We start from the raw sequence: 17,371 nt of genomic DNA on the forward strand, positions 1-17,371 counted from the left end.
CCGGCCGCCGATGCGAGCCCGTGCTCAGCTCATGGTCAACCCATGGTCAACCCACGGTCAGCCCTTGCGGGTCTGCACCGCCTGCAGCGTCACCTGGCGTCCGAGCGCGGAGTCGCTGTCGATGGTGTCGGGGTCGGAGACGGCGTAGAGGCCGCTCACCTGGAGCGTGTACGTGCCGGGCGCGGGCTTGCTGACCGTGGCCAGCGCGGTGCCGGAGCCCGCCGTGACGTCGGTGGTGCTCGTGGCCACGGTGGACCCGTCGGGGCCGACCACGGTGACGGTGTACTCGAAGCCCGAGATCGCCAGCGTGCCGGCGTTGGGGAAGGCGAGGCTCAGGTCGAGGGCGTCGATGCCGCGGCCGACCTCGACCGTGTACTCCGCGGAGTCCAGGCCGAGCACCGTCACCGGCAGCGGCGCGTAGGTGAACAGGTCCGAGCGGACGACGCGACGGCCGTCGGCGGCGAGCACCCGGCGGTCGGCCTTCCGCGACGCCGCGGCGAGGCGCTGCTGCCACGAGGGGCCGGTCACCAGGGCGATCGCCCGGTCGAGGTTCACGAAGCCGTAGCCGACCTGCCAGAACGGCGCCTGGCCGGTGCCGTCGGCCCGCTTGACCGGGGTGGCCGTCGCCTGGAGGGCGAGCCGCACCTGCTCGGGGGTGAGCTTCGGCTGGGCCTGCAGCAGGACGGCGGCGACGCCCGCGATGTGCGGGGAGGCCATCGAGGTGCCCGACGCGTTGGCGTTGTCGCCGGGCGCGCAGGGTCCGATGATGACGCCGACGGAGTCGCAGGTCGAGCTGATGTCGACGCCGGGGGCGGTGATGTCGGGGTGGTAGACGCCGATCCGGTCGCCGGTGAAGGAGGTGTGGCCGTCGGCGCCGATGGGCGCGGGCAGCGCGTTGTCGACCACGAGGCCGTTGGAGGAGAAGTCGCCGCGCACGCGGTCGACCGTGCCGGCGGCCACCGAGATCACCCACGGCGCCTGGGAGAACGGGTTGAGGCTCATCGGCACCTCGCCGCTGCCGGCGTTGCCCGCGGCGAACACCACGGTGATGCCCTTCCTGGTGACGGCGCGGGTGGCCACCGAGACCGGCTCGTTCGGGTCGAACTGGCGGAAGCTGTTGCCCCAGGAGTTGTTGATGACGTCGATGTCGTAGTGGTCGGGTTCGGCCAGGATCTGGTCGAAGGCCGTCACGACGGCGGTGGTGAACAGGCCCTCGCCGATGGAGAAGCAGGCGAGGCTCGCGTCGGGGGCGACACCGAAACGGCTGCCGTCGGAGACCGAGCTGGAGTCGGCGGCGATGATGCCGGCCACGTGGGTGCCGTGGCCGCCGCCGATGTCGGAGTTGTCGTACGGGCCCTGGTCGATCGGCACGACGAGCGTCGGCGTCGTCCCTTGGTTGACGTACTCGGGGCTGATCAGCTTGACGTTGGTCGTCACGTGGTCGGCCAGGTCGGGGTGCGTGGCGTCGCAGCCGGAGTCGATGACGCCGACCGTCACGCCCTTGCCGGTCAGCCCCCGCTTGCGCAGGCCCGCGGCGGCCGCGGCCGAGGACGACGTCGCGCCGGTGGAGGCGGTGTCGAAGTACTGGAGCTGCTCGTTGGGGTAGACGTCGAGCGCGGGTCCGTCGGTCACGGTGGCGACGAGCGCGCTGACCGGACCGGCCACCAGGGCCAGCGGCAGGCGCCGCATCGGCTGCACGGTGAGGCCCAGGGAGCGCAGCGCGCGCACGTCGCTCGCCGTCGGTCGACCGTCGAGGCGCACGATCGCCTCCCGGCCGAGGGTGCCGCCGGCGAGCAGCCGGGCGAGGCCGGGCCGGGTCGCGGCCAGGGCCGAGGCGTTGGCCTCGGCGGGGCGGGCGTCATCGGCGGCGGCGCCGTCGAGGAGGGCCGGGACGATCAGTCCGGACGACAGCGCGGCGGCCCCGATGAGGGCGGCGAGGCGGTGGCGGCGGGGAGCAGGCATGGGTGACCTTTCGCAGACGAATGACCCACCAACGCCCGCGCGGGCGGTGGGGTTACGCGTACCGTCGAGCCGTGGGGGAGACGCCGATCACGCCGGAGCCGGGTCCGACGACCGCACCGATACGGGCTGGGGTACGGGCCGGGGTACGGCGCCGTCGGTGGCGGGTGCGGACCCGTGCCCTCCCCGGGCTGGTCGTCGGGCTGGTCGTCGGGCTGGTCGTCGGGCTGCTGGCGGCGGCGTCCCTCGCCGAGCCCGGGGCGGGCGCCACCACGCCGACCACCACGCCGACCACCACGCCGACCACCACGCCGACCACCACGCCGGCCGCCGACGGCTGGACGCCGCCGCCGACCGGCACCGACGTCGATTACCAGCTCGGCGGCGACGCCGAGGTGCCCGACCATGTCGGGATCGTCGTGCGCGACCGCACCGCGGAGCCGCTCGAGGGCCGCTACAACGTCTGCTACGTCAACGCGTTCCAGACCCAGCCCGACGCGCGGGCGTTCTGGAAGCGCCATGAACGGCTGGTGCTCCACGACGGCGGCCGCCGCGTCGTCGACGAGGCCTGGGGAGAGTGGCTGCTCGACGTCCGCACCCCCGCGAAGCGGACGGCGCTGCTGCGCATCGTCGGTGCCTGGATCGACGGCTGCGCCGCCGACGGCTTCGATGCCGTGGAGTTCGACAACCTCGACTCCTTCACCCGCTCCCACCGGCTCATCACGCGCGCGCAGGCCCTGGCCTACGCGGCCGACCTCGTCGCGAGAGCCCACGCCGCCGGGTTGGCCGCAGCTCAGAAGAACCTCGCCGGCTACGACGGCACGGCGATCGGCTTCGACCTCGCGATCGCGGAGGAGTGCGGGCGGTACCGCGAGTGCGCGGCCTACACCGACGTCTACGGCCCGCAGGTGCTGATGATCGAGTACCGGCGGCGTGACTTCCGCTGGACCTGCCGCCACGAGGGCGCCGACCACGCCGTGGTGCTGCGCGATCGCGACCTCAGTCCGGACGGCGTCCACGCCTGGTGTTGACGGGCCGGTCGTGACGGGCCGGTGCCGATGGGCCCCGCGCCTCGGACTACCGTCGTCGCCGTGACGCACGAGGCTGCCCAGAAGATCCGCGCGAACTCCGTGCTGCCGGCCACGCGCACCCCGCTGCGCCTCGAGACCGCCGACGGGCTGCACCTGGTCGGCGAGCTCGCCGTGCCGGTCGACCGCGAGCCGGTCGCGACCCTGGTGTGCCTGCATCCGCTGCCGACCCACGGCGGGATGATGGACAGCCACCTCTTCCGCAAGGCCGCCTTCCGGCTGCCGGCCCTGGCCGGCATCGCCGTCCTGCGCTACAACTCCCGCGGCACCTGGTCGCAACAGGGCACCTCCGAGGGGGCCTTCGACCATGCGCGCGGCGAGCGGTACGACGTCGCCGCCGCCGTCGAGTACGCCGAGTTCGCCGACCTGCCGAACATCTGGATCGTCGGCTGGAGCTTCGGCACCGACCTCACGCTCATGTACGGGCTCGAGCCGGGTGTCGAGGGCGCCGTCCTGCTCTCTCCGCCGCTGCGGTTCTCCCGGCCCGAGCATCTGGCGGCCTGGGCCGCCGACGGCCGACCGCTCAGCGCGTTCATCCCCGAGCTCGACGACTACCTGAGGCCCGAGGAGGCGCGCGAGCGGTTCGCGGCGATCCCGCAGGCCGAGGTCGTGCCGTTCGCCGGCAGCAAGCACCTGTGGGTCGGGGACGCCGAGCGGGTGCTCGACGCGATCGTCGAACGGGTCGCTCCGCAGGTGCCGGTGCCGCTGCCGCGGGAGTGGTCCGGGCCGATGGAGACCGCCGACACCTCCGCCTACAACGCCCACAACCTCGCCGCGTACAGCGACGTCCCGGTGCCGCAACCGGGGGAGTGATCCGGGGAGTGGCCGGGGGAGTGCTCCGGGGAGACCCGCCTCAGGCGCCGGCCTGGCGCGCCCGGTAGGCCGCGACCGCGTTGCGGTTGCCGCAGGTGGTCGAGCAGAAGCGCTTGGAGCGGTTGCGGGAGAGGTCGAGCACGATCGCGCGGCAGTCCTCGTCGGCGCAGATGCCGAGGCGGGAGAGGTCGTCGGCGCGGATCAGGTCGATCATCGCCATCGCGGTCTCGACCTTCATGCGGGTGACCAGCGCCTCGTCGGGGCCGGTGGCGTGGATGTGCCAGTCGTAGTCGCCGTGGCGCACGAGCTGGGGCACGGCGCGGGCCTCGGCGAGGAACCGGTTGACCAGCTCGACGGCGCCGTCGCGGTCGGCGGTGAGCAGGTCGCGCAGCTCGTGGCGCACGGCGCGCACCGCCTCGAACTCCGCCTGCGTGCCGTCGCGGCGACCGGTGTACTCGTGCTCCTCGAAGAAGCTGTCGAGGTCGGCGATCGTCACCAGGGTGTCGGGCTCCTCGGCGGTGTTGGCCAGGGTCACGGCCGCGAGGAGCGCCATCTCGGTGTCATGAGTGAACGCCACTTTGACAGGTTACCAAACGACACGTACTGTCATGTGTCATGACGACGTTGGCTCATGACATCACGACCCCCGGTTCCGCTGCTCCGCTGTCGCGGATGAGCCGTGGTCTGCTGTGGGCCGTGCTCTCGGCGGCGTCCTTCGGCATGTCCGGCGCCCTGGCCCGCCCGCTGCTCGACGCCGGCTGGACGCCGGGCGCCGCCGTCCTCGTGCGCGTGGCCCTCGCCGCCGTCGTCGTGCTGCCCTTCGGCATCCGCGCCCTCAAGGGCCGGTGGCACCTCGTCACCGAGAACCTCCTCACCATCGGCCTCTACGGCATCCTCGCGGTCGCGGCCGCGCAGTTCTGCTACTTCTCCGCCGTCCAGCACATGGAGGTCGCGCCGGCGCTGCTCATCGAGTACACCGCGCCGGCCGCGGTGGTGGTGTGGCTGTGGCTGCGCGACGGTCAGCGTCCGAGCTGGATCACCCTCGCGGGCGCCGGGGTGGCCGCGCTGGGCCTCGTGCTGGTGCTCGACCTCGCCTCGGGCGCGTCGGTGAGCCCGGTCGGCGTCGCCTGGGCGCTCGCCGCGATGGTCGGCTGCGCCGCCTACTTCCTCATCTCCGCCGACGAGGACAACGGCCTCCCGCCGATCAGCCTCGCCGCCGGCGGCCTGACCGTCGGTGCCGTCTCGCTCGGCGCGCTCGGCTTCGCCGGTCTGCTGCCGCTCCACGCCACCACCGTCGACACCGTCTACGCCGGTCACGCGATCGCGTGGTGGATCCCGATGGGCCTGCTCGGTCTGGTCACCGCGGCGCTGGCCTACACGATGGGCATCCAGGCCAGCCGCCTGCTCGGCTCGCGCCTGGCCTCCTTCGTCGCCCTCCTCGAGGTCGTCGCGGCCGTGGTCTTCGCCTGGGTCCTGCTCGGCGAACTGCCCGGCCCGATGCAGTTCGCCGGCGGACTGCTGATCCTGCTCGGCGTGGTCGGCGTCAAGCTCGGCGAGCCGCGCACGGCCGAGATCGAGCCGCTGCCGATCGCCGGCGACCTCGACGCCGCCGCCTGATCGGTCGGTTCCCCGCGGGACCCGTCGGCGTCCTCGGGCGTCCTCGACCACCGGTGGCTGAGGTGCGAGCGAAGCGAGCCGATCCGGTGGCTGAGGTGCGAGCGAAGCGAGCCGATCCGGTGGCTGAGGTGCGAGCGAAGCGAGCCTCGAAGACCCCGCACCTGCCCCCTGAGCGGTACCGGACGGCGCCCAGGTCGCCGGGTCTCGCGGCTCGGCGCCGGGGCGCCTCGCACCTCGACCACCGGGCACACCCCGATCACGGGTGCGGGGGAGTCGGTCAGGCGGCGTCCTGGCGGCGCACGAACACTTCGCGCACGAGCATGAGGATGGCGGCCGCCGTCGGGATGGCCAGCAGGGCACCGACGACGCCGAGCAGGGCGGCGCCGATGAGCGCGGCGATCACCGTGACCGCACCGGGGATGTCGACCGACTTGGCCATCACCCGCGGATAGATCACGTAGTTCTCGATCTGCTGGTAGAGCACGTAGAAGATCAGGCAGGCGATGCCGGCGTGGGTGTCGGTCGCCAGCGCGATCGCGGTGACGATGACGGCGCCGATCGTCGCACCGATCATCGGGATGACGTCGAGGAGCATGACGACGAAGGCCAGCGCGACGGCGTACTGGCTCAACCCGATCGCCAGCAGGAACACCAGCGAGGAGAGGCCTGCGCACAGGGCGACGATGAACGCGCCCGAGACGTAGCCCCCGATGCCGGCCAGGATCCGGTCGCCGAGTCGGGTGACCCGGTCGCGGCGCGAGGCCGGGGCGAGGCGGTAGAGCGCGGCCTTCGTGGTCTCCAGCGAGGAGAGGAAGTACAGCGTCAGCACGATGACGATGAAGGCGTTGAACAGCGCGCCCAGCACCGCGATGCCGAACCCGAGCACGCCGCCGAAGAGGCTGGAGACGAAGTCGCCGTTGGCGACGTACTCCTTGATCTTGTCGATGATGTGGTACTCGGCGTCGATGTCGCGGATGCGCTGGCTGTTCTCCAACCGGTCGAGCCAGCCGGGGGCGTTGTCGGTGATCGAGGCGATCTGGTCGGCGATCACCGGCACGATCGCGACGATGAACAGCACCAGCGCGACGAGGAAGATCGAGATGACGGCCAGGACGGCGTGCGAGCGCCGCAGTCCGCGCCGCTCGAAGAACAGCACGGCCGGGTGCAGGCCGGCGGCGATGAACAACGAGACGACGATCAGCACGATGGTGCCGCTGATCGCGGCGAGCGCCGTCCCGAGCGCCAGCGCGGTCAGCAGGCCGAGGCCGCCGACGAAGCCGACGTAGAACGGCGCGCGGCGGTCGAGCGGGGCACCCGGCTCGCCGAGCTCGGAGGGATCGGCGACGAGGCCCACCGTCTGGTCGGCGGCGTCGCCGAGCGCCCCGGGATCCGTGGCGACGTCGGGGACCTGCCCGGCGTCGCCGTCGGATCCCTCGCTCAACTCTCGTCCTCGCCGAACCCGGCGACGACGTCGCGCAGCTGGGCCAGCTGCGCGGTGATCGCGTCGCGACGACGGGCCAGCCGGTCGACCTCGGCCCGCAGCGCCGAGCGCTCGCGCTCGGCCTCGGCATCGCCGGAGCTGAGCACCTGCTCGGCCTGGGTGCGGGCGGCGGCGACGATCTGCTCGGCCTCGCGGCGGGCCCGGGTCAGCAGCGCCTCCGCCTCGGTCTGCGCGCCCTGGCGCTGCTCGGTGGCGTGCTGCGTGGCCGCGCGGGCGCGCTCCTCGGCCTGGGCTGCACGCTCCTCGGCCTCGGTGACCAGTCGCTGGGTCTCGGCCATCGCGCTGGCGTGGTGGTCGGTGGCCTCGCGGGCGAGGCGCTCCTTCTCCACCGCGAGGGTGCGGCGTGCCTCGGTGACCTCGCGGTCGGCCGCGGCGCGGGCCTGCTCGACCTCGCGCTGCGCGGAGGTGCGCATCTCGGTGGCCTCCTGGTGGGCTGCCAGTCGCACCTGGTCGGCCTCGCGGCGGGCCGCGGCGAGCAGGTCGTCGGCCTCGGCCTTGGCCAGGGTGCGCTCCTGCTCGGCGTCGGCCAGCACGCGGGTGCGCTGCTCCTCGAGCTCGCGCAGCTGGACGACGCGCATGTCCTCGGCCTCGCGGGCGGCGTCGGCGCGCGTGGCGCGGGCGTCGCGCGTGGCCTGGGCGCGGATCTCGGCGGCGTCGCGCTCGGCGGCCGTGCGGATCTCGTCGGCCTCCTCCTCGGCCAGGCGCAGCATGGCCGAGGCGCGACCGCCGAGGCCGGCGTAGCTGGGGCGCTCGATCTCGGCGAGTTCCTCGCGCACGGCGCGGACCTCGGCCTCGAGCTCGATGACGCGCCGCTCGGACTCGCTCAGGCTGGCGCCGAGGCCGGCCTTCTCCGCGGCCAGCTGCTGCACGCGGGCGTCGACGGCCGCGATGTCGTAGCCGCCGCGGCGCACGACCGGGAACGCCGGCGGGGGCGTGCCGGGCACGACCCGCGCGACCGGCTGGGCGATCGGCTGCGACGCCGGGGTCGGCGCCACGGCCGGGGCCGTCTGCGTGCGTTGCGGGGCCGGGGCAGCCGGGGCAGCCGGGGTGGCGGGCGCTGCCGGCGCTGCCGGAGCGGCGTCCTCGGCCGCCTTCTGGACGGGGATCACCTGGGTGCGCTCGTCGTCGGAGCCGGCACCGGCCTGGTCGTCGTCGAAGATGGACAGGCCCTGGTCACTCATGTCGAGGAAACCTCTTCCGTGCTGTGGCGGGTGGTCGTCGGCGGGGCTGCAACAGGGGGATACCCGGGGGAGTGTCCCCCGCAGGGGGGTCCTGCTCATCCTCTCCCACCGCACCAGGGCGGCGCATCCCGCCCCGCCGGTGGTCGAGACCTGCGCGACCGGGCGGCCGCGCGTCCCGGACCTCGGACGCGACAGGGCCCACCGGGGTTGCCGGTGGGCCCTGTCGGAATGCTGTGGCGGAATGCCGTGGCGGGTGCCCTGGCGGTCGCGGTGCGTAGCCGCGAGCCGGATCAGACGCCGCGGAAGAGGTTGATCTTGTCGATGTGCTGGGCGCGCTTCTCCTCGTCCTTCACGCCCAGGCCCTCCTCGGGGGCCAGGCACAGGACGCCGACCTTGCCCTGGTGCAGGTTCTTGTGCACGTCGAGCGAGGCCTGGCCGACCTCCTCGAGGCTGTAGACCTTCGAGACGGTCGGGTGGATCTTGCCCTGCATCACCAGGCGGTTGGCCTCCCACGACTCGCGGTAGTTGGCGAAGTGGCTGGAGACGATGCGCTTGAGGTTCATCCACAGGTAGCGGTTGTCGTACTCGTGCATGTAGCCCGTGGTCGAGGCGCAGGTGGTGATGGTGCCGCCCTTGCGGGTGACGTAGACCGAGGCGCCGAAGGTCTCGCGGCCCGGGTGCTCGAAGACGATGTCGATGTCCTCGCCGCCGGTGAGCTCACGGATGCGCTTGCCGAGGCGCTGCCACTCCTTGGGGTTCTGCCGGGTGTTGTCCTCGTTCCAGAACTGCCACTTCTCCTCGGAGCGGTTGATGATCATCTCCGCGCCCATCTTGCGGCAGATCTCGGCCTTCTCCTCGTTGGAGACGACGCAGATCGGGTTGGCGCCGCCGTTGAGGGCGTACTGGGTGGCGAAGCCGCCGAGGCCGCCGGAGGCACCCCAGATCAGGACGTTGTCGCCCTGCTTCATGTTGCCGCCGTTCTTGGAGACCAGCTGGCGGTAGGCGGTGCAGTTGACCAGGCCGGGGGAGGCGGCCTCCTCCCAGGTGAGGTGCTCGGGCTTGGGCATGAGCTGGTTGGCCTTGACCATCGCGACGTCGGCGAGGCCGCCGAAGTTCGTCTCGAAGCCCCAGATGCGCTGCTCGGGGTCCATCATCGAGTCGTCGTGGCCGTCGGCGGCCTCGAGCTCGACGGAGAGGCAGTGCGCGACGACGCGGTCGCCCGGCTTCCACTTGGTGACGCCGGGGCCGACCTTGAGGACGACGCCGGAGAGGTCGGAGCCGACGATGTGGTAGGGCAGGTCGTGGCGCTTGGTCAGGGGCGAGATCTTCCCGTAGCGCTCGAGGAACCCGAAGGTCGAGACGGGCTCGAAGATCGAGGTCCACACGGTGTTGTAGTTGATCGCGCTCGCCATGACCGCGACGAAGGCCTCGCCGGGACCGAGCTCGGGCAGGGCGACCTCCTCCACGTGCAGCGACTTGCGCGGGTCCTTGTCGCGGGTGGCGAGGCCCTCGAACATGTCGACCTCGTCCTTGTGCACCGTCGCGGCGCGGTAGGACTCGGGGAGGGTCAGGTTCGCGAAGTCCTCGCTGGTCGTGCCGTCAGCGGTGATGGCATCGAGGATGTGCTGCACGTCGGTCTCCTAAGAAGGCGGGCGGCTGGGCTCCGTCGGAAGATACCGGCCGGTAACTAATCGTGGGAGTGGTCCCGGGTGTGGCCCCCGTCTCACCGTGGGCCGCCCGGGGCGGGTGGGTCAGTGGTGGGCGTCGGCGGCCGGCTCGACGAGCTCGACCAGGACGCCGCCGGCGTCCTTGGGGTGCACGAAGTTGATGCGCGAGTTCGAGGTGCCGCGCTTGGGCTCGGGGTAGAGGAGGCGGACGCCGCGCTCGCGCAGGATCGCGCTGACGGCGTCGACGTCGGTGACCCGGTAGGCCATCTGCTGGACGCCGGGGCCGGAGCGGTCGAGGAACTTCGCGATCGTCGACTCCTCGTTCAACGGCGCCAGCAGCTGGATGAAGGAGCCGGAGTCGCCGACGGCGACCATCGCCTCGCGCACGCCCTGCTCCTCGTTGACCTCCTCGTGGGCGACCCGCATGCCGAAGGTCTTCTCGTAGAAGGCGATCGCCTCGTCGAGGTCGCGCACGGCGATGCCGACGTGGTCGATGGCGGTGAACAGGTGCTCGGGGATGGAGAGGTCCGCAGTCATGAGGGCATCGTGACCGCTCCGACGTTGCGAGGACAACGCATCTCACCACCATGCCTCCGCTCCGGGTGGGCTCCGGACGGGTGCCGGGGTGGCGCCGCCGCAGGAGCGCGCGCAGGATGTGACGTAGGCCGCAGCGCGCCGGCGACGTCGGCGCGGCAGACTGCGGCAGGCGGCCTGATCTCGTGAGGCCCGTCTCAGCGGCTGAGGTCCGGCCCTCCCGATGTGACTCGCGAGTAATGTGCCGTCCGCCCGCCTTCGTCCCGCTCTTTGGAGGAACCGCCCATGTCATCCGTCATCGTCGCCGGTGCTCGCACCCCGATCGGCCGCCTCCTCGGTGGCCTGAAGTCCCTCTCGGCCGCCGACCTCGGCGGGGTGGCCATCAAGGGCGCCCTGGAGAAGGCCGGCGTCTCCGGCGACCAGGTCGACTACCTCATCATGGGCCAGGTCATCCAGGCCGGCGCCGGGCAGAACCCGGCCCGCTCGGCCGGTCTGGCCGCGGGCCTGCCGTGGGACCTCCCCTCGATCACCATCAACAAGGTGTGCCTCTCGGGCCTCAACGCCATCGCGATGGCCGACCAGATGATCCGCGCCGGTGAGGCCGAGATCGTGGTCGCCGGCGGCATGGAGTCGATGACCAACGCCCCGCACCTGCTGCCGAAGTCCCGCGAGGGCTTCAAGTTCGGCGACACCAAGCTCGTCGACTCCATGGCCTACGACGCCCTCTACGACCAGGCCACCAAGCAGGCCATGGGCGGGCTGACCGAGCAGATCAACGCGAACAAGCTCTCCCGCGAGGAGCAGGACGCCTTCGCCGCCGCCTCGCACCAGAAGGCCGCGCTGGCCTGGAAGAACGGCGTCTTCGACGAGGAGGTCGTGCCCGTCTCGATCCCGCAGCGCAAGGGCGACCCGGTCGTCGTCAGCACCGACGAGGGCGTGCGCGGCGACACCACCGTGGAGTCCCTGGGCAAGCTCCCCCCGGCCTTCTCCAAGGACGGCACCATCACCGCCGGCTCGGCCTCCCAGATCTCCGACGGCGCCTGCGCCGTCGTCGTGATGAGCAAGGCCAAGGCCGAGGAGCTCGGCCTGGAGTGGCTCGCCGAGATCGGCGCGCACGGCATGGTCGCCGGCCCCGACTCCAGCCTCCAGCTGCAGCCGGCCAACGCCACCGCCAAGGCCTGCGCCAAGGAGGGCATCGACCCGAAGGACCTCGACCTCGTCGAGTTCAACGAGGCCTTCGCCGCCGTCGGCATCGAGTCGGCCCGCCACCTCGGCCTGGACGACGCCAAGATCAACGTCAACGGCGGTGCGATCGCGCTGGGTCACCCGGTCGGCATGTCCGGCGCCCGCGTGGTGCTGCACCTGGCCCTCGAGCTCAAGCGTCGCGGCGGCGGCATCGGTGCCGCCGCGCTGTGCGGCGGTGGCGGCCAGGGCGACGCGCTGATCGTGCGCGTGCCGAAGGCCTGACCATCAGTCACGACACTCCGGTCGGGGGCCGGCGCCGTCAGGCGTCGGTCCCCGATCTCGTGGCGGCCGCCCGCGAGGGCCAGCCCCGGGCGGTCGCCCGGCTGATCTCCTTCGTCGAGGACGACTCGCCGCTGCTGCGCGAGGTCATGCAGGCGCTGGCGCCGCACACCGGCCATGCCCGCGTCATCGGGCTCACCGGCGCGCCGGGGGTCGGGAAGTCGACCACGACGAACGCGCTGATCGCCGAGCTGCGGCGCGCCGGCAAGCGGGTCGGCGTCCTCGCTGTCGACCCGAGCTCGCCGTTCTCCGGCGGAGCGCTGCTGGGCGACCGCATCCGCATGCACGATCACGCCGGCGACCCCGACGTCTACATCCGCTCCATGGCCTCCCGCGGCCACCTCGGCGGCCTCTCCTGGAGCACGCCCCAGGCCATCCGGGTGCTCGACGCCGCGGGCTTCGACGTCGTCCTCGTCGAGACCGTGGGCGTGGGCCAGAGCGAGGTCGAGATCGCGGGCCAGGCCGACACCACCCTGGTGCTGCTCGCGCCCGGCATGGGCGACGGCATCCAGGCCGCCAAGGCCGGCATCCTCGAGATCGGCGACCTCTACGTGGTCAACAAGGCCGACCGGGACGGCGCCGACCAGGTGCGTCGCGACCTGCGCGGCATGCTCAACCTGGCCGAGCGCCGCGACGACGCCTGGCGCCAGCCGATCGTGAAGATCAGCGCCGCCCGCCAGGAGGGGCTCGCCGAGGTGGTCGAGGAGATCGACCGCCACCACGCGTTCCTCGCCGAGACCGGCGAACTGCACCGCCGACGCACCCGCCGGGCGCGCCTCGAGGTCGAGGCCATCGCCGTGGCCGAGCTGCGCCGACGCTGGGCCGGCGTCGGCGTCCGAGGCGAGCTCGACACCCTGGCCGCCGGCGTCGCGGCCGGCACCACCGACCCCTACACGGCGGCCGACGCGCTGCTCGAGGCCCACCTCGGCGACCCCGGCACCGGCCAGGCCTGAGCGCACCGCCGGCCGCGCCCCCGACCGCGGCCTCGGCCGCACCCCGGCCCGCGGCGACGGGCGTCCGCGCCGTCCCTAGGATGGCGCCATGACGCAGCGACCGTTCAGCCGCCCCGGAGCGATCGACCTGTCCGCCCTGAAGCGCCCGGCCGCCCCCGCCGGCGCTCCCGCCGCCTCGGCCGCCCCGTCGGCACCCGGTGGCGCCGCCGACACGTCGTCCTACGCCCTGACGGTCACCGAGCAGAACTTCCAAGAGGTCATCGAGTCCTCCATGACCGCACCGGTGCTGCTCGTGTTCTTCTCCCGCAGCCGGATGCCCGAGAGCGGCCAGCTGGCCGACGACATGGTCACCGTCTCCGCCGAGTTCGAGGGCCGCTTCCTGGTCGGCCTGGTCGACATCGACGCCACCCCCGCCATCGCCCAGGCGATGCAGATCCCCTCGATCCCGCTGGTGGTCGCGGTGGTCGACGGTCGTCCCGCACCGCTCTTCCAGGACGTCGTCCCGCTGGCCGAGCTGCGTCCCGGCCTCACCCAGGTCATGCAGCAGCTCACCGTGCAGGGCATCACCGGCCGGCACCAGCCCCGCCACGTCGAGACCGTCGGCGAGGAGGGGGAGGAGGTCGTCGACCCGCGCTACGCCGCGGCCGACGCCGCCATCGCGGCGGGCGACATCGACACCGCCGTCGCGGAGTACCAGAAGCTCGTGACCGCGAACCCCGCCGACGCCGAGGCGGCCGCCGGCCTCGCGATGGCCCAGGTGCTCCAGCGCACCCGCGGGGTCGACCTCGACGCCGCCCGGGCGGCCGCCGACGCGGCTCCCGACGACGTCGACGCCCAGATCATGGTCGCCGACCTCGACCTGCTCGGCGGCCAGGTCGAGGAGGCCTTCGCCCGGCTCATCGACCTGGTGCGGCGCACGGCCGACGCCGATCGCACGCGGGCCCGCGAGCACCTGATCGGCCTCTTCGCCGCGGTCGGCAACGACGACCCGCGCGTGCTCCGAGGCCGCCAGAACCTGGCCTCCGCGCTCTTCTGAATCGCCACGGGGGCCGAGTCGGGCTCAGCGAAGGAGCGCTCCGACCGCGGCTATCTGCGCGACGAGGTCGGGGTCGGCGATCAGGTCGGCGACGGTGACGGCGGCGAGGCGGGTCTCGACGACGTCCCGGATGTCGGCGTCGAGGTCGACCAACGCGCGCTGCACGGCCTGACCGACGCCGCAGGCGGGGTTCGGCCCGTGCAGCCCGAGCACGGGGTCGTCGCCCTGGAGCAGCCGCCAGACCTGGGCCAGGGTGATGTCGCCCGGGTCGGCGGCGAGGTCCCAGCCGCCGTGCGCGCCGGCGCGCGAGCGCAGCAGTCCGGCAGCGCGCAGCGGGCCGAGCACCTTGCGCACGTGCACCGGGTTGACCGCGGTGCTGCCCGCGAGCTCCTCCGAGCCGACCGGCGTCGTGCGGCCGACCGCCGCCATGCCCGCGAGATAGGCGAGCACGTGGACGGCGACGGCGAAGCGGGTGTTGGTGGGCACGGGCACACCTCCATGGTGCCGCATGTCTTGCGTAATCGCCATCGTGGTGACTACATTCATCGACAGAAACGCAATCAGCGTGATGACAATTTACCAGGAGTTCCCATGACCACCGTCGCCGTGACCGGCGCCTCCGGCCAGCTCGGCCGGCTCGTCGCCGACCGCCTGCTCGCGAGCACCGACCCCGCCTCCGTCGTCCTGCTCAGCCGCGACCCGTCGCGGCTGGCCTCCTACGCCGAGCAGGGCGCGCAGGTGCGCGAGGCCGACTTCGACCGCCCCGAGACCCTGCCCGCCGCCTTCGCGGGCGTCGATCGGCTGCTGCTCATCTCCACCGACGTCATCGGTGCGCGGGTGGCCGGCCAGGTCGCGGCGATCGAGGCCGCGAAGGCCGCCGGGGTCGGCCACATCGCCTACACCTCGGTGCCCGAGCCGGTGCCGGCCAACCCGGCGGGCGTCGTCCCCGACCACGCGGCGACCGAGGAGGCCCTGCGCGCGAGCGGCGTGGCCTGGACGATGCTGCGCAACAACCTCTACGCCGACATGCAGGACGGCGTCCTCGCCCAGGGTGCGGCGACCGGCACGATCGTGACGAACGCGGGCGAGGGGGCAACCGCCTACGTCACCCGCGCCGACTGCGCCGCGGTGGCCGTCGGCGTCCTGTTGGGGGAGGGGCACGAGGGGCGTGCCTACGACGTCACCGGACCGCGCGCCTGGACCGCCGCCGACCTCGCCGCCCTCGCCGCCGAGCGCAGCGGCCGCGCGGTCGAGGTCGTCACGGTCGACGACGAGGCCTACACCGCCGGGCTGGTCGGGGCGGGCGTGCCGGACGTCATCGCCCCGCTGCTGACCTCCTTCGGCGCCGCGGCCCGCGGCGGCTACCTCGCGACCGTCACCGACGTGGTCGCCGAGGTCGGCGGCGTGACCCCGACGCCGCTGGAGGCCGCGATCTGATCGACCGCCCCCGCCGCCGCTGCCAGTGCCCCGAGCACGGCGCGGACGGCGGGGGAGTCGGCCATGCTGCGCCGGTGCAGGGCGTCGATCGAGCGCGTCGGCACCGGGTCGACCACCGGCATCGCCCGCAGTCCGGCGCCGAGGGGCGGGCGCCCCAGGCGCGGGATGAGGGCGATGCCGAGCCCGGCCTCGACCAGGGCCAGGTGCGAGGCGAACTCCATCGACTCGTGGGCCACCCGCGGGGGGCGCCCGGTGCCGTCGTACATGCGGCCCAGCCACTGGCGGCAGATGGTGGCGGGCGGGGTGGCGATCCACTCCTCCTCGACGAGGTCGTGGGGTGTCACCTGAGCGCGGTCGGCCAGGCGGTGGCCGGCGGGCACGATGACGTCGGCGAGATCGAGGCCGATCGGCGTGACCCGCAGGTGGTCGGGCACCGCCAGGGGCACATCGCCCCACCGGTGCACCAGGCCGACGTCGGCGCGGCCCGCGGCGAGGTCCTCCACGGCGTCCCAGGGCTCGCGCTCGCCGAGCCGCACCCGCAGATCGGGGTGGGCGGCGTGCAGATCGCGCACGACCGGCGCGACCAGGCCCCGCATGGCCGTGGAGAAGGCGGTCAGGCGCAGGGTGCCGGACACCTGGCCGCTGCGTCGATGCAGGGTCGCCTCCAGCGACTCGAGCTCGGCCAGCACCCGGGCCCCCTCCTCGGCGAGGTGGCGGCCGTGCACCGTCAGGACGACGCCGCGCCCGACCCGCTCCAGCAGCGGGACGCCGGCCTGGCGCTCCAGGCGCTTGACCTGCTGGGAGACCGCGCTCGGGGTGAAGCCGAGCGCCGCGGCGGCCGCGATGACCGAGCCGTGCTGCTCGACCGCGCGGAGGCTGCTGAGGGCCGCGACATCGATCATGAAGCGATGCTAAACGATCCGGTTCAGGATCGTTCGCTGGTGCTGCACGGTCGCGGCCGGTCAGGCTGTTCCCATGAGCCTGCGTGACCGCCTCCTCGCCAGCGCCGTCGCCGTGGTCTGGGGCGTCAACTTCGTCGTCATCGAGTGGGGGCGCGGCGACGTGCCGCCGCTGCTGTTCCTCACCCTGCGCTTCCTCGTGGTGCTCGTGCCGCTGGTGGCGATTCTGCCGCGGCCCGACCTGCCGTGGCGCCACCTGCTCGGCATCGGCGCCCTGCTCTCGCTGGGCCAGTTCGGCTTCCTCTACCTGAGCATGGCCGTGGGCCTGCCGCCCGGACTGGCCGCGCTCGTGCTCCAGGCCCAGGTGCTGGTGACCGTGCTCGGCGCCGGACTCGTGCTGCGGGAGCGACCCGGCGGCGCCCAGCTGGTCGGCGTCGGCCTCGGGCTGGCGGGTCTGGTCGTCGTCGGGGTCGGCCGGGGCGGCGACGTCCCGCTCCTCGGCCTGGCGCTGTGCCTGCTCGGCGCGGTCTCGTGGGGCTGCGGCAACGTGCTGACCCGCTGGTCGGGCGCGGCCGGCGGACTGCCGCTGGTGGTGTGGTCGTCGCTGGCCGTGCCCGGGCCGCTGCTCGTGCTGAGCCTGCTGCTCGACGGTCCGCAGGGGGTGGCCGACGGCCTCGCCGCGATCGGCTGGAAGGCGATCGTCTCCACGCTCTACACCGCGGTGCTGGCCTCCCTCGTCGGCTACGGCGTCTTCAGCCGCCTGCTCGCCCGCAACCCCGCCGGCCGGGTCGCCCCGTTCATCCTGCTCGCGCCGCCGGTCGCGATGCTGGCGGCCTGGTTGAGCTTCGGCGACGTGCCGACCCACGGCGAGGTGGCCGGCGCCGTCCTGGTCGTGGCCGGGGTCTTCGTCGCCTCGACGGCCGGCGCGGCACCTGCGCCGCCGGTGCGATCGCCGGAGGTGCGAGGCGCCCCGGAGCCGAGCCTCGAGACCCGGTGAGCGGGACGCCGGCCGGTGCCGGTGGGTGGTCGGGTGCGGGCCCTTCGAGGCTCGCTTCGCTCGCACCTCAGGGACCGGGAGGGCTCCGGTGGTCGAGGTGCGAGGAGCGCCAGCGACGAGCCGCGAGACCCGGTGAGCCGGACGCCGGCCGGTGCCGGTCGGCGT

The 17,371-nt window shown here is 73.4% G+C and carries 16 protein-coding genes; 8 read left to right on the plus strand and 8 right to left on the minus strand.

What is annotated here, in order from left to right; genetic code table 11:
• Positions 1 to 57: 57 nt before the first annotated feature.
• Positions 58 to 1,962: a S8 family serine peptidase gene (locus ABD671_RS04825; RefSeq protein WP_344732109.1), complete on the minus strand. Its 1,905-nt coding sequence runs from the start codon at positions 1,960 to 1,962 to the stop codon at positions 58 to 60.
• A gap of 164 nt (positions 1,963 to 2,126) precedes the next feature.
• Between ABD671_RS04825 and ABD671_RS04830 the strand changes: the two genes are divergently transcribed.
• Positions 2,127 to 2,990, plus strand: coding sequence for an endo alpha-1,4 polygalactosaminidase (locus tag ABD671_RS04830; RefSeq protein ID WP_344732110.1), 864 nt, complete (start codon positions 2,127 to 2,129; stop codon positions 2,988 to 2,990).
• Between the two features lie 60 nt (positions 2,991 to 3,050).
• A complete protein-coding gene (locus ABD671_RS04835) occupies positions 3,051 to 3,860 on the plus strand; it encodes an alpha/beta hydrolase (RefSeq protein ID WP_344732111.1) in 810 nt (269 codons plus the stop codon).
• Between the two features lie 40 nt (positions 3,861 to 3,900).
• Here ABD671_RS04835 and ABD671_RS04840 read toward each other — a convergent pair whose 3' ends face one another.
• The gene (locus tag ABD671_RS04840) at positions 3,901 to 4,437 is read right to left on the minus strand and encodes a CGNR zinc finger domain-containing protein (RefSeq protein WP_344732112.1); all 537 of its coding nucleotides are present in this window, start codon (positions 4,435 to 4,437) and stop codon (positions 3,901 to 3,903) included.
• A gap of 95 nt (positions 4,438 to 4,532) precedes the next feature.
• Between ABD671_RS04840 and ABD671_RS04845 the strand changes: the two genes are divergently transcribed.
• Positions 4,533 to 5,477: an EamA family transporter gene (locus tag ABD671_RS04845; protein WP_344732114.1), complete on the plus strand. Its 945-nt coding sequence runs from the start codon at positions 4,533 to 4,535 to the stop codon at positions 5,475 to 5,477.
• Between the two features lie 277 nt (positions 5,478 to 5,754).
• On the opposite strand, the gene ABD671_RS04850 is transcribed toward ABD671_RS04845, so the two are convergent.
• From ABD671_RS04850 to mce, 4 genes are all read right to left on the minus strand, one after another.
• A complete protein-coding gene (locus ABD671_RS04850) occupies positions 5,755 to 6,918 on the minus strand; it encodes an AI-2E family transporter (RefSeq protein ID WP_344732115.1) in 1,164 nt (387 codons plus the stop codon).
• Positions 6,915 to 8,159 (minus strand): coiled-coil domain-containing protein, encoded by a 1,245-nt coding sequence (locus ABD671_RS04855; RefSeq protein WP_344732116.1) that lies wholly within the window; start codon positions 8,157 to 8,159, stop codon positions 6,915 to 6,917. Before ABD671_RS04855 ends, ABD671_RS04850 begins: the two co-directional genes overlap by 4 nt.
• Positions 8,160 to 8,449: 290 nt before the next feature.
• Entirely contained in the window at positions 8,450 to 9,790 is a 1,341-nt protein-coding gene (gene ccrA, locus ABD671_RS04860; protein ID WP_344732117.1) for a crotonyl-CoA carboxylase/reductase, read from the minus strand.
• 120 nt (positions 9,791 to 9,910) lie between these two features.
• Positions 9,911 to 10,363 carry a methylmalonyl-CoA epimerase gene (mce, locus tag ABD671_RS04865; protein ID WP_344732118.1) on the minus strand — a complete coding sequence of 151 codons (453 nt, stop codon included), beginning with the start codon at positions 10,361 to 10,363 and terminating at the stop codon, positions 9,911 to 9,913.
• Between the two features lie 282 nt (positions 10,364 to 10,645).
• Here mce and ABD671_RS04870 point away from each other — a divergent pair, with 282 nt between their 5' ends.
• From ABD671_RS04870 to ABD671_RS04880, 3 genes are all read left to right on the plus strand, one after another.
• The gene (locus ABD671_RS04870) at positions 10,646 to 11,827 is read left to right on the plus strand and encodes an acetyl-CoA C-acetyltransferase (RefSeq protein ID WP_344732119.1); all 1,182 of its coding nucleotides are present in this window, start codon (positions 10,646 to 10,648) and stop codon (positions 11,825 to 11,827) included.
• A 59-nt stretch (positions 11,828 to 11,886) separates the two neighbouring features.
• Positions 11,887 to 12,837, plus strand: a complete 951-nt coding sequence (gene meaB, locus ABD671_RS04875) for a methylmalonyl Co-A mutase-associated GTPase MeaB (RefSeq protein WP_344732120.1) — start codon at positions 11,887 to 11,889, stop codon at positions 12,835 to 12,837.
• Positions 12,838 to 12,925: 88 nt separating this feature from the next.
• Entirely contained in the window at positions 12,926 to 13,873 is a 948-nt protein-coding gene (locus ABD671_RS04880) for a co-chaperone YbbN (RefSeq protein WP_344732121.1), read from the plus strand.
• 24 nt (positions 13,874 to 13,897) lie between these two features.
• Here the strand turns inward: ABD671_RS04880 and ABD671_RS04885 are convergent, their stop codons facing one another.
• Positions 13,898 to 14,359, minus strand: a complete 462-nt coding sequence (locus ABD671_RS04885) for an Rrf2 family transcriptional regulator (protein ID WP_344732122.1) — start codon at positions 14,357 to 14,359, stop codon at positions 13,898 to 13,900.
• A gap of 105 nt (positions 14,360 to 14,464) precedes the next feature.
• On the opposite strand from ABD671_RS04885, the gene ABD671_RS04890 reads away from it, so the two are divergent.
• Entirely contained in the window at positions 14,465 to 15,310 is an 846-nt protein-coding gene (locus tag ABD671_RS04890; protein WP_344732123.1) for an NAD(P)H-binding protein, read from the plus strand.
• Here ABD671_RS04890 and ABD671_RS04895 read toward each other — a convergent pair.
• Entirely contained in the window at positions 15,235 to 16,212 is a 978-nt protein-coding gene (locus ABD671_RS04895) for a LysR family transcriptional regulator (RefSeq protein ID WP_344732124.1), read from the minus strand. The two genes, ABD671_RS04890 and ABD671_RS04895, sit on opposite strands and share 76 nt — an antisense overlap.
• A 73-nt stretch (positions 16,213 to 16,285) precedes the next feature.
• Here ABD671_RS04895 and ABD671_RS04900 point away from each other — a divergent pair, with 73 nt between their 5' ends.
• Positions 16,286 to 17,206 carry an EamA family transporter gene (locus ABD671_RS04900; RefSeq protein ID WP_344732125.1) on the plus strand — a complete coding sequence of 307 codons (921 nt, stop codon included), beginning with the start codon at positions 16,286 to 16,288 and terminating at the stop codon, positions 17,204 to 17,206.
• Positions 17,207 to 17,371 lie beyond the last annotated feature (165 nt).

The sequence above is a fragment of the Nocardioides fonticola genome, from assembly GCF_039536805.1.
GTDB lineage: Bacteria > Actinomycetota > Actinomycetes > Propionibacteriales > Nocardioidaceae > Nocardioides > Nocardioides fonticola.

What these genes read in the sequence shown, in the direction of transcription:
- ABD671_RS04870 (WP_344732119.1), top strand. Translation starts at nt 10,646, where the DNA reads ATGTCATCCGTCATCGTCGCCGGTGCTCGCACCCCGATCGGCCGCCTC.
- mce (WP_344732118.1), bottom strand. Translation starts at nt 10,363, where the DNA reads ATGACTGCGGACCTCTCCATCCCCGAGCACCTGTTCACCGCCATCGAC.
- ABD671_RS04900 (WP_344732125.1), top strand. Translation starts at nt 16,286, where the DNA reads ATGAGCCTGCGTGACCGCCTCCTCGCCAGCGCCGTCGCCGTGGTCTGG.
- ABD671_RS04890 (WP_344732123.1), top strand. Translation starts at nt 14,465, where the DNA reads ATGACCACCGTCGCCGTGACCGGCGCCTCCGGCCAGCTCGGCCGGCTC.
- ABD671_RS04895 (WP_344732124.1), bottom strand. Translation starts at nt 16,212, where the DNA reads ATGATCGATGTCGCGGCCCTCAGCAGCCTCCGCGCGGTCGAGCAGCAC.
- ABD671_RS04880 (WP_344732121.1), top strand. Translation starts at nt 12,926, where the DNA reads ATGACGCAGCGACCGTTCAGCCGCCCCGGAGCGATCGACCTGTCCGCC.
- ABD671_RS04845 (WP_344732114.1), top strand. Translation starts at nt 4,533, where the DNA reads ATGAGCCGTGGTCTGCTGTGGGCCGTGCTCTCGGCGGCGTCCTTCGGC.
- ABD671_RS04855 (WP_344732116.1), bottom strand. Translation starts at nt 8,159, where the DNA reads ATGAGTGACCAGGGCCTGTCCATCTTCGACGACGACCAGGCCGGTGCC.
- ABD671_RS04825 (WP_344732109.1), bottom strand. Translation starts at nt 1,962, where the DNA reads ATGCCTGCTCCCCGCCGCCACCGCCTCGCCGCCCTCATCGGGGCCGCC.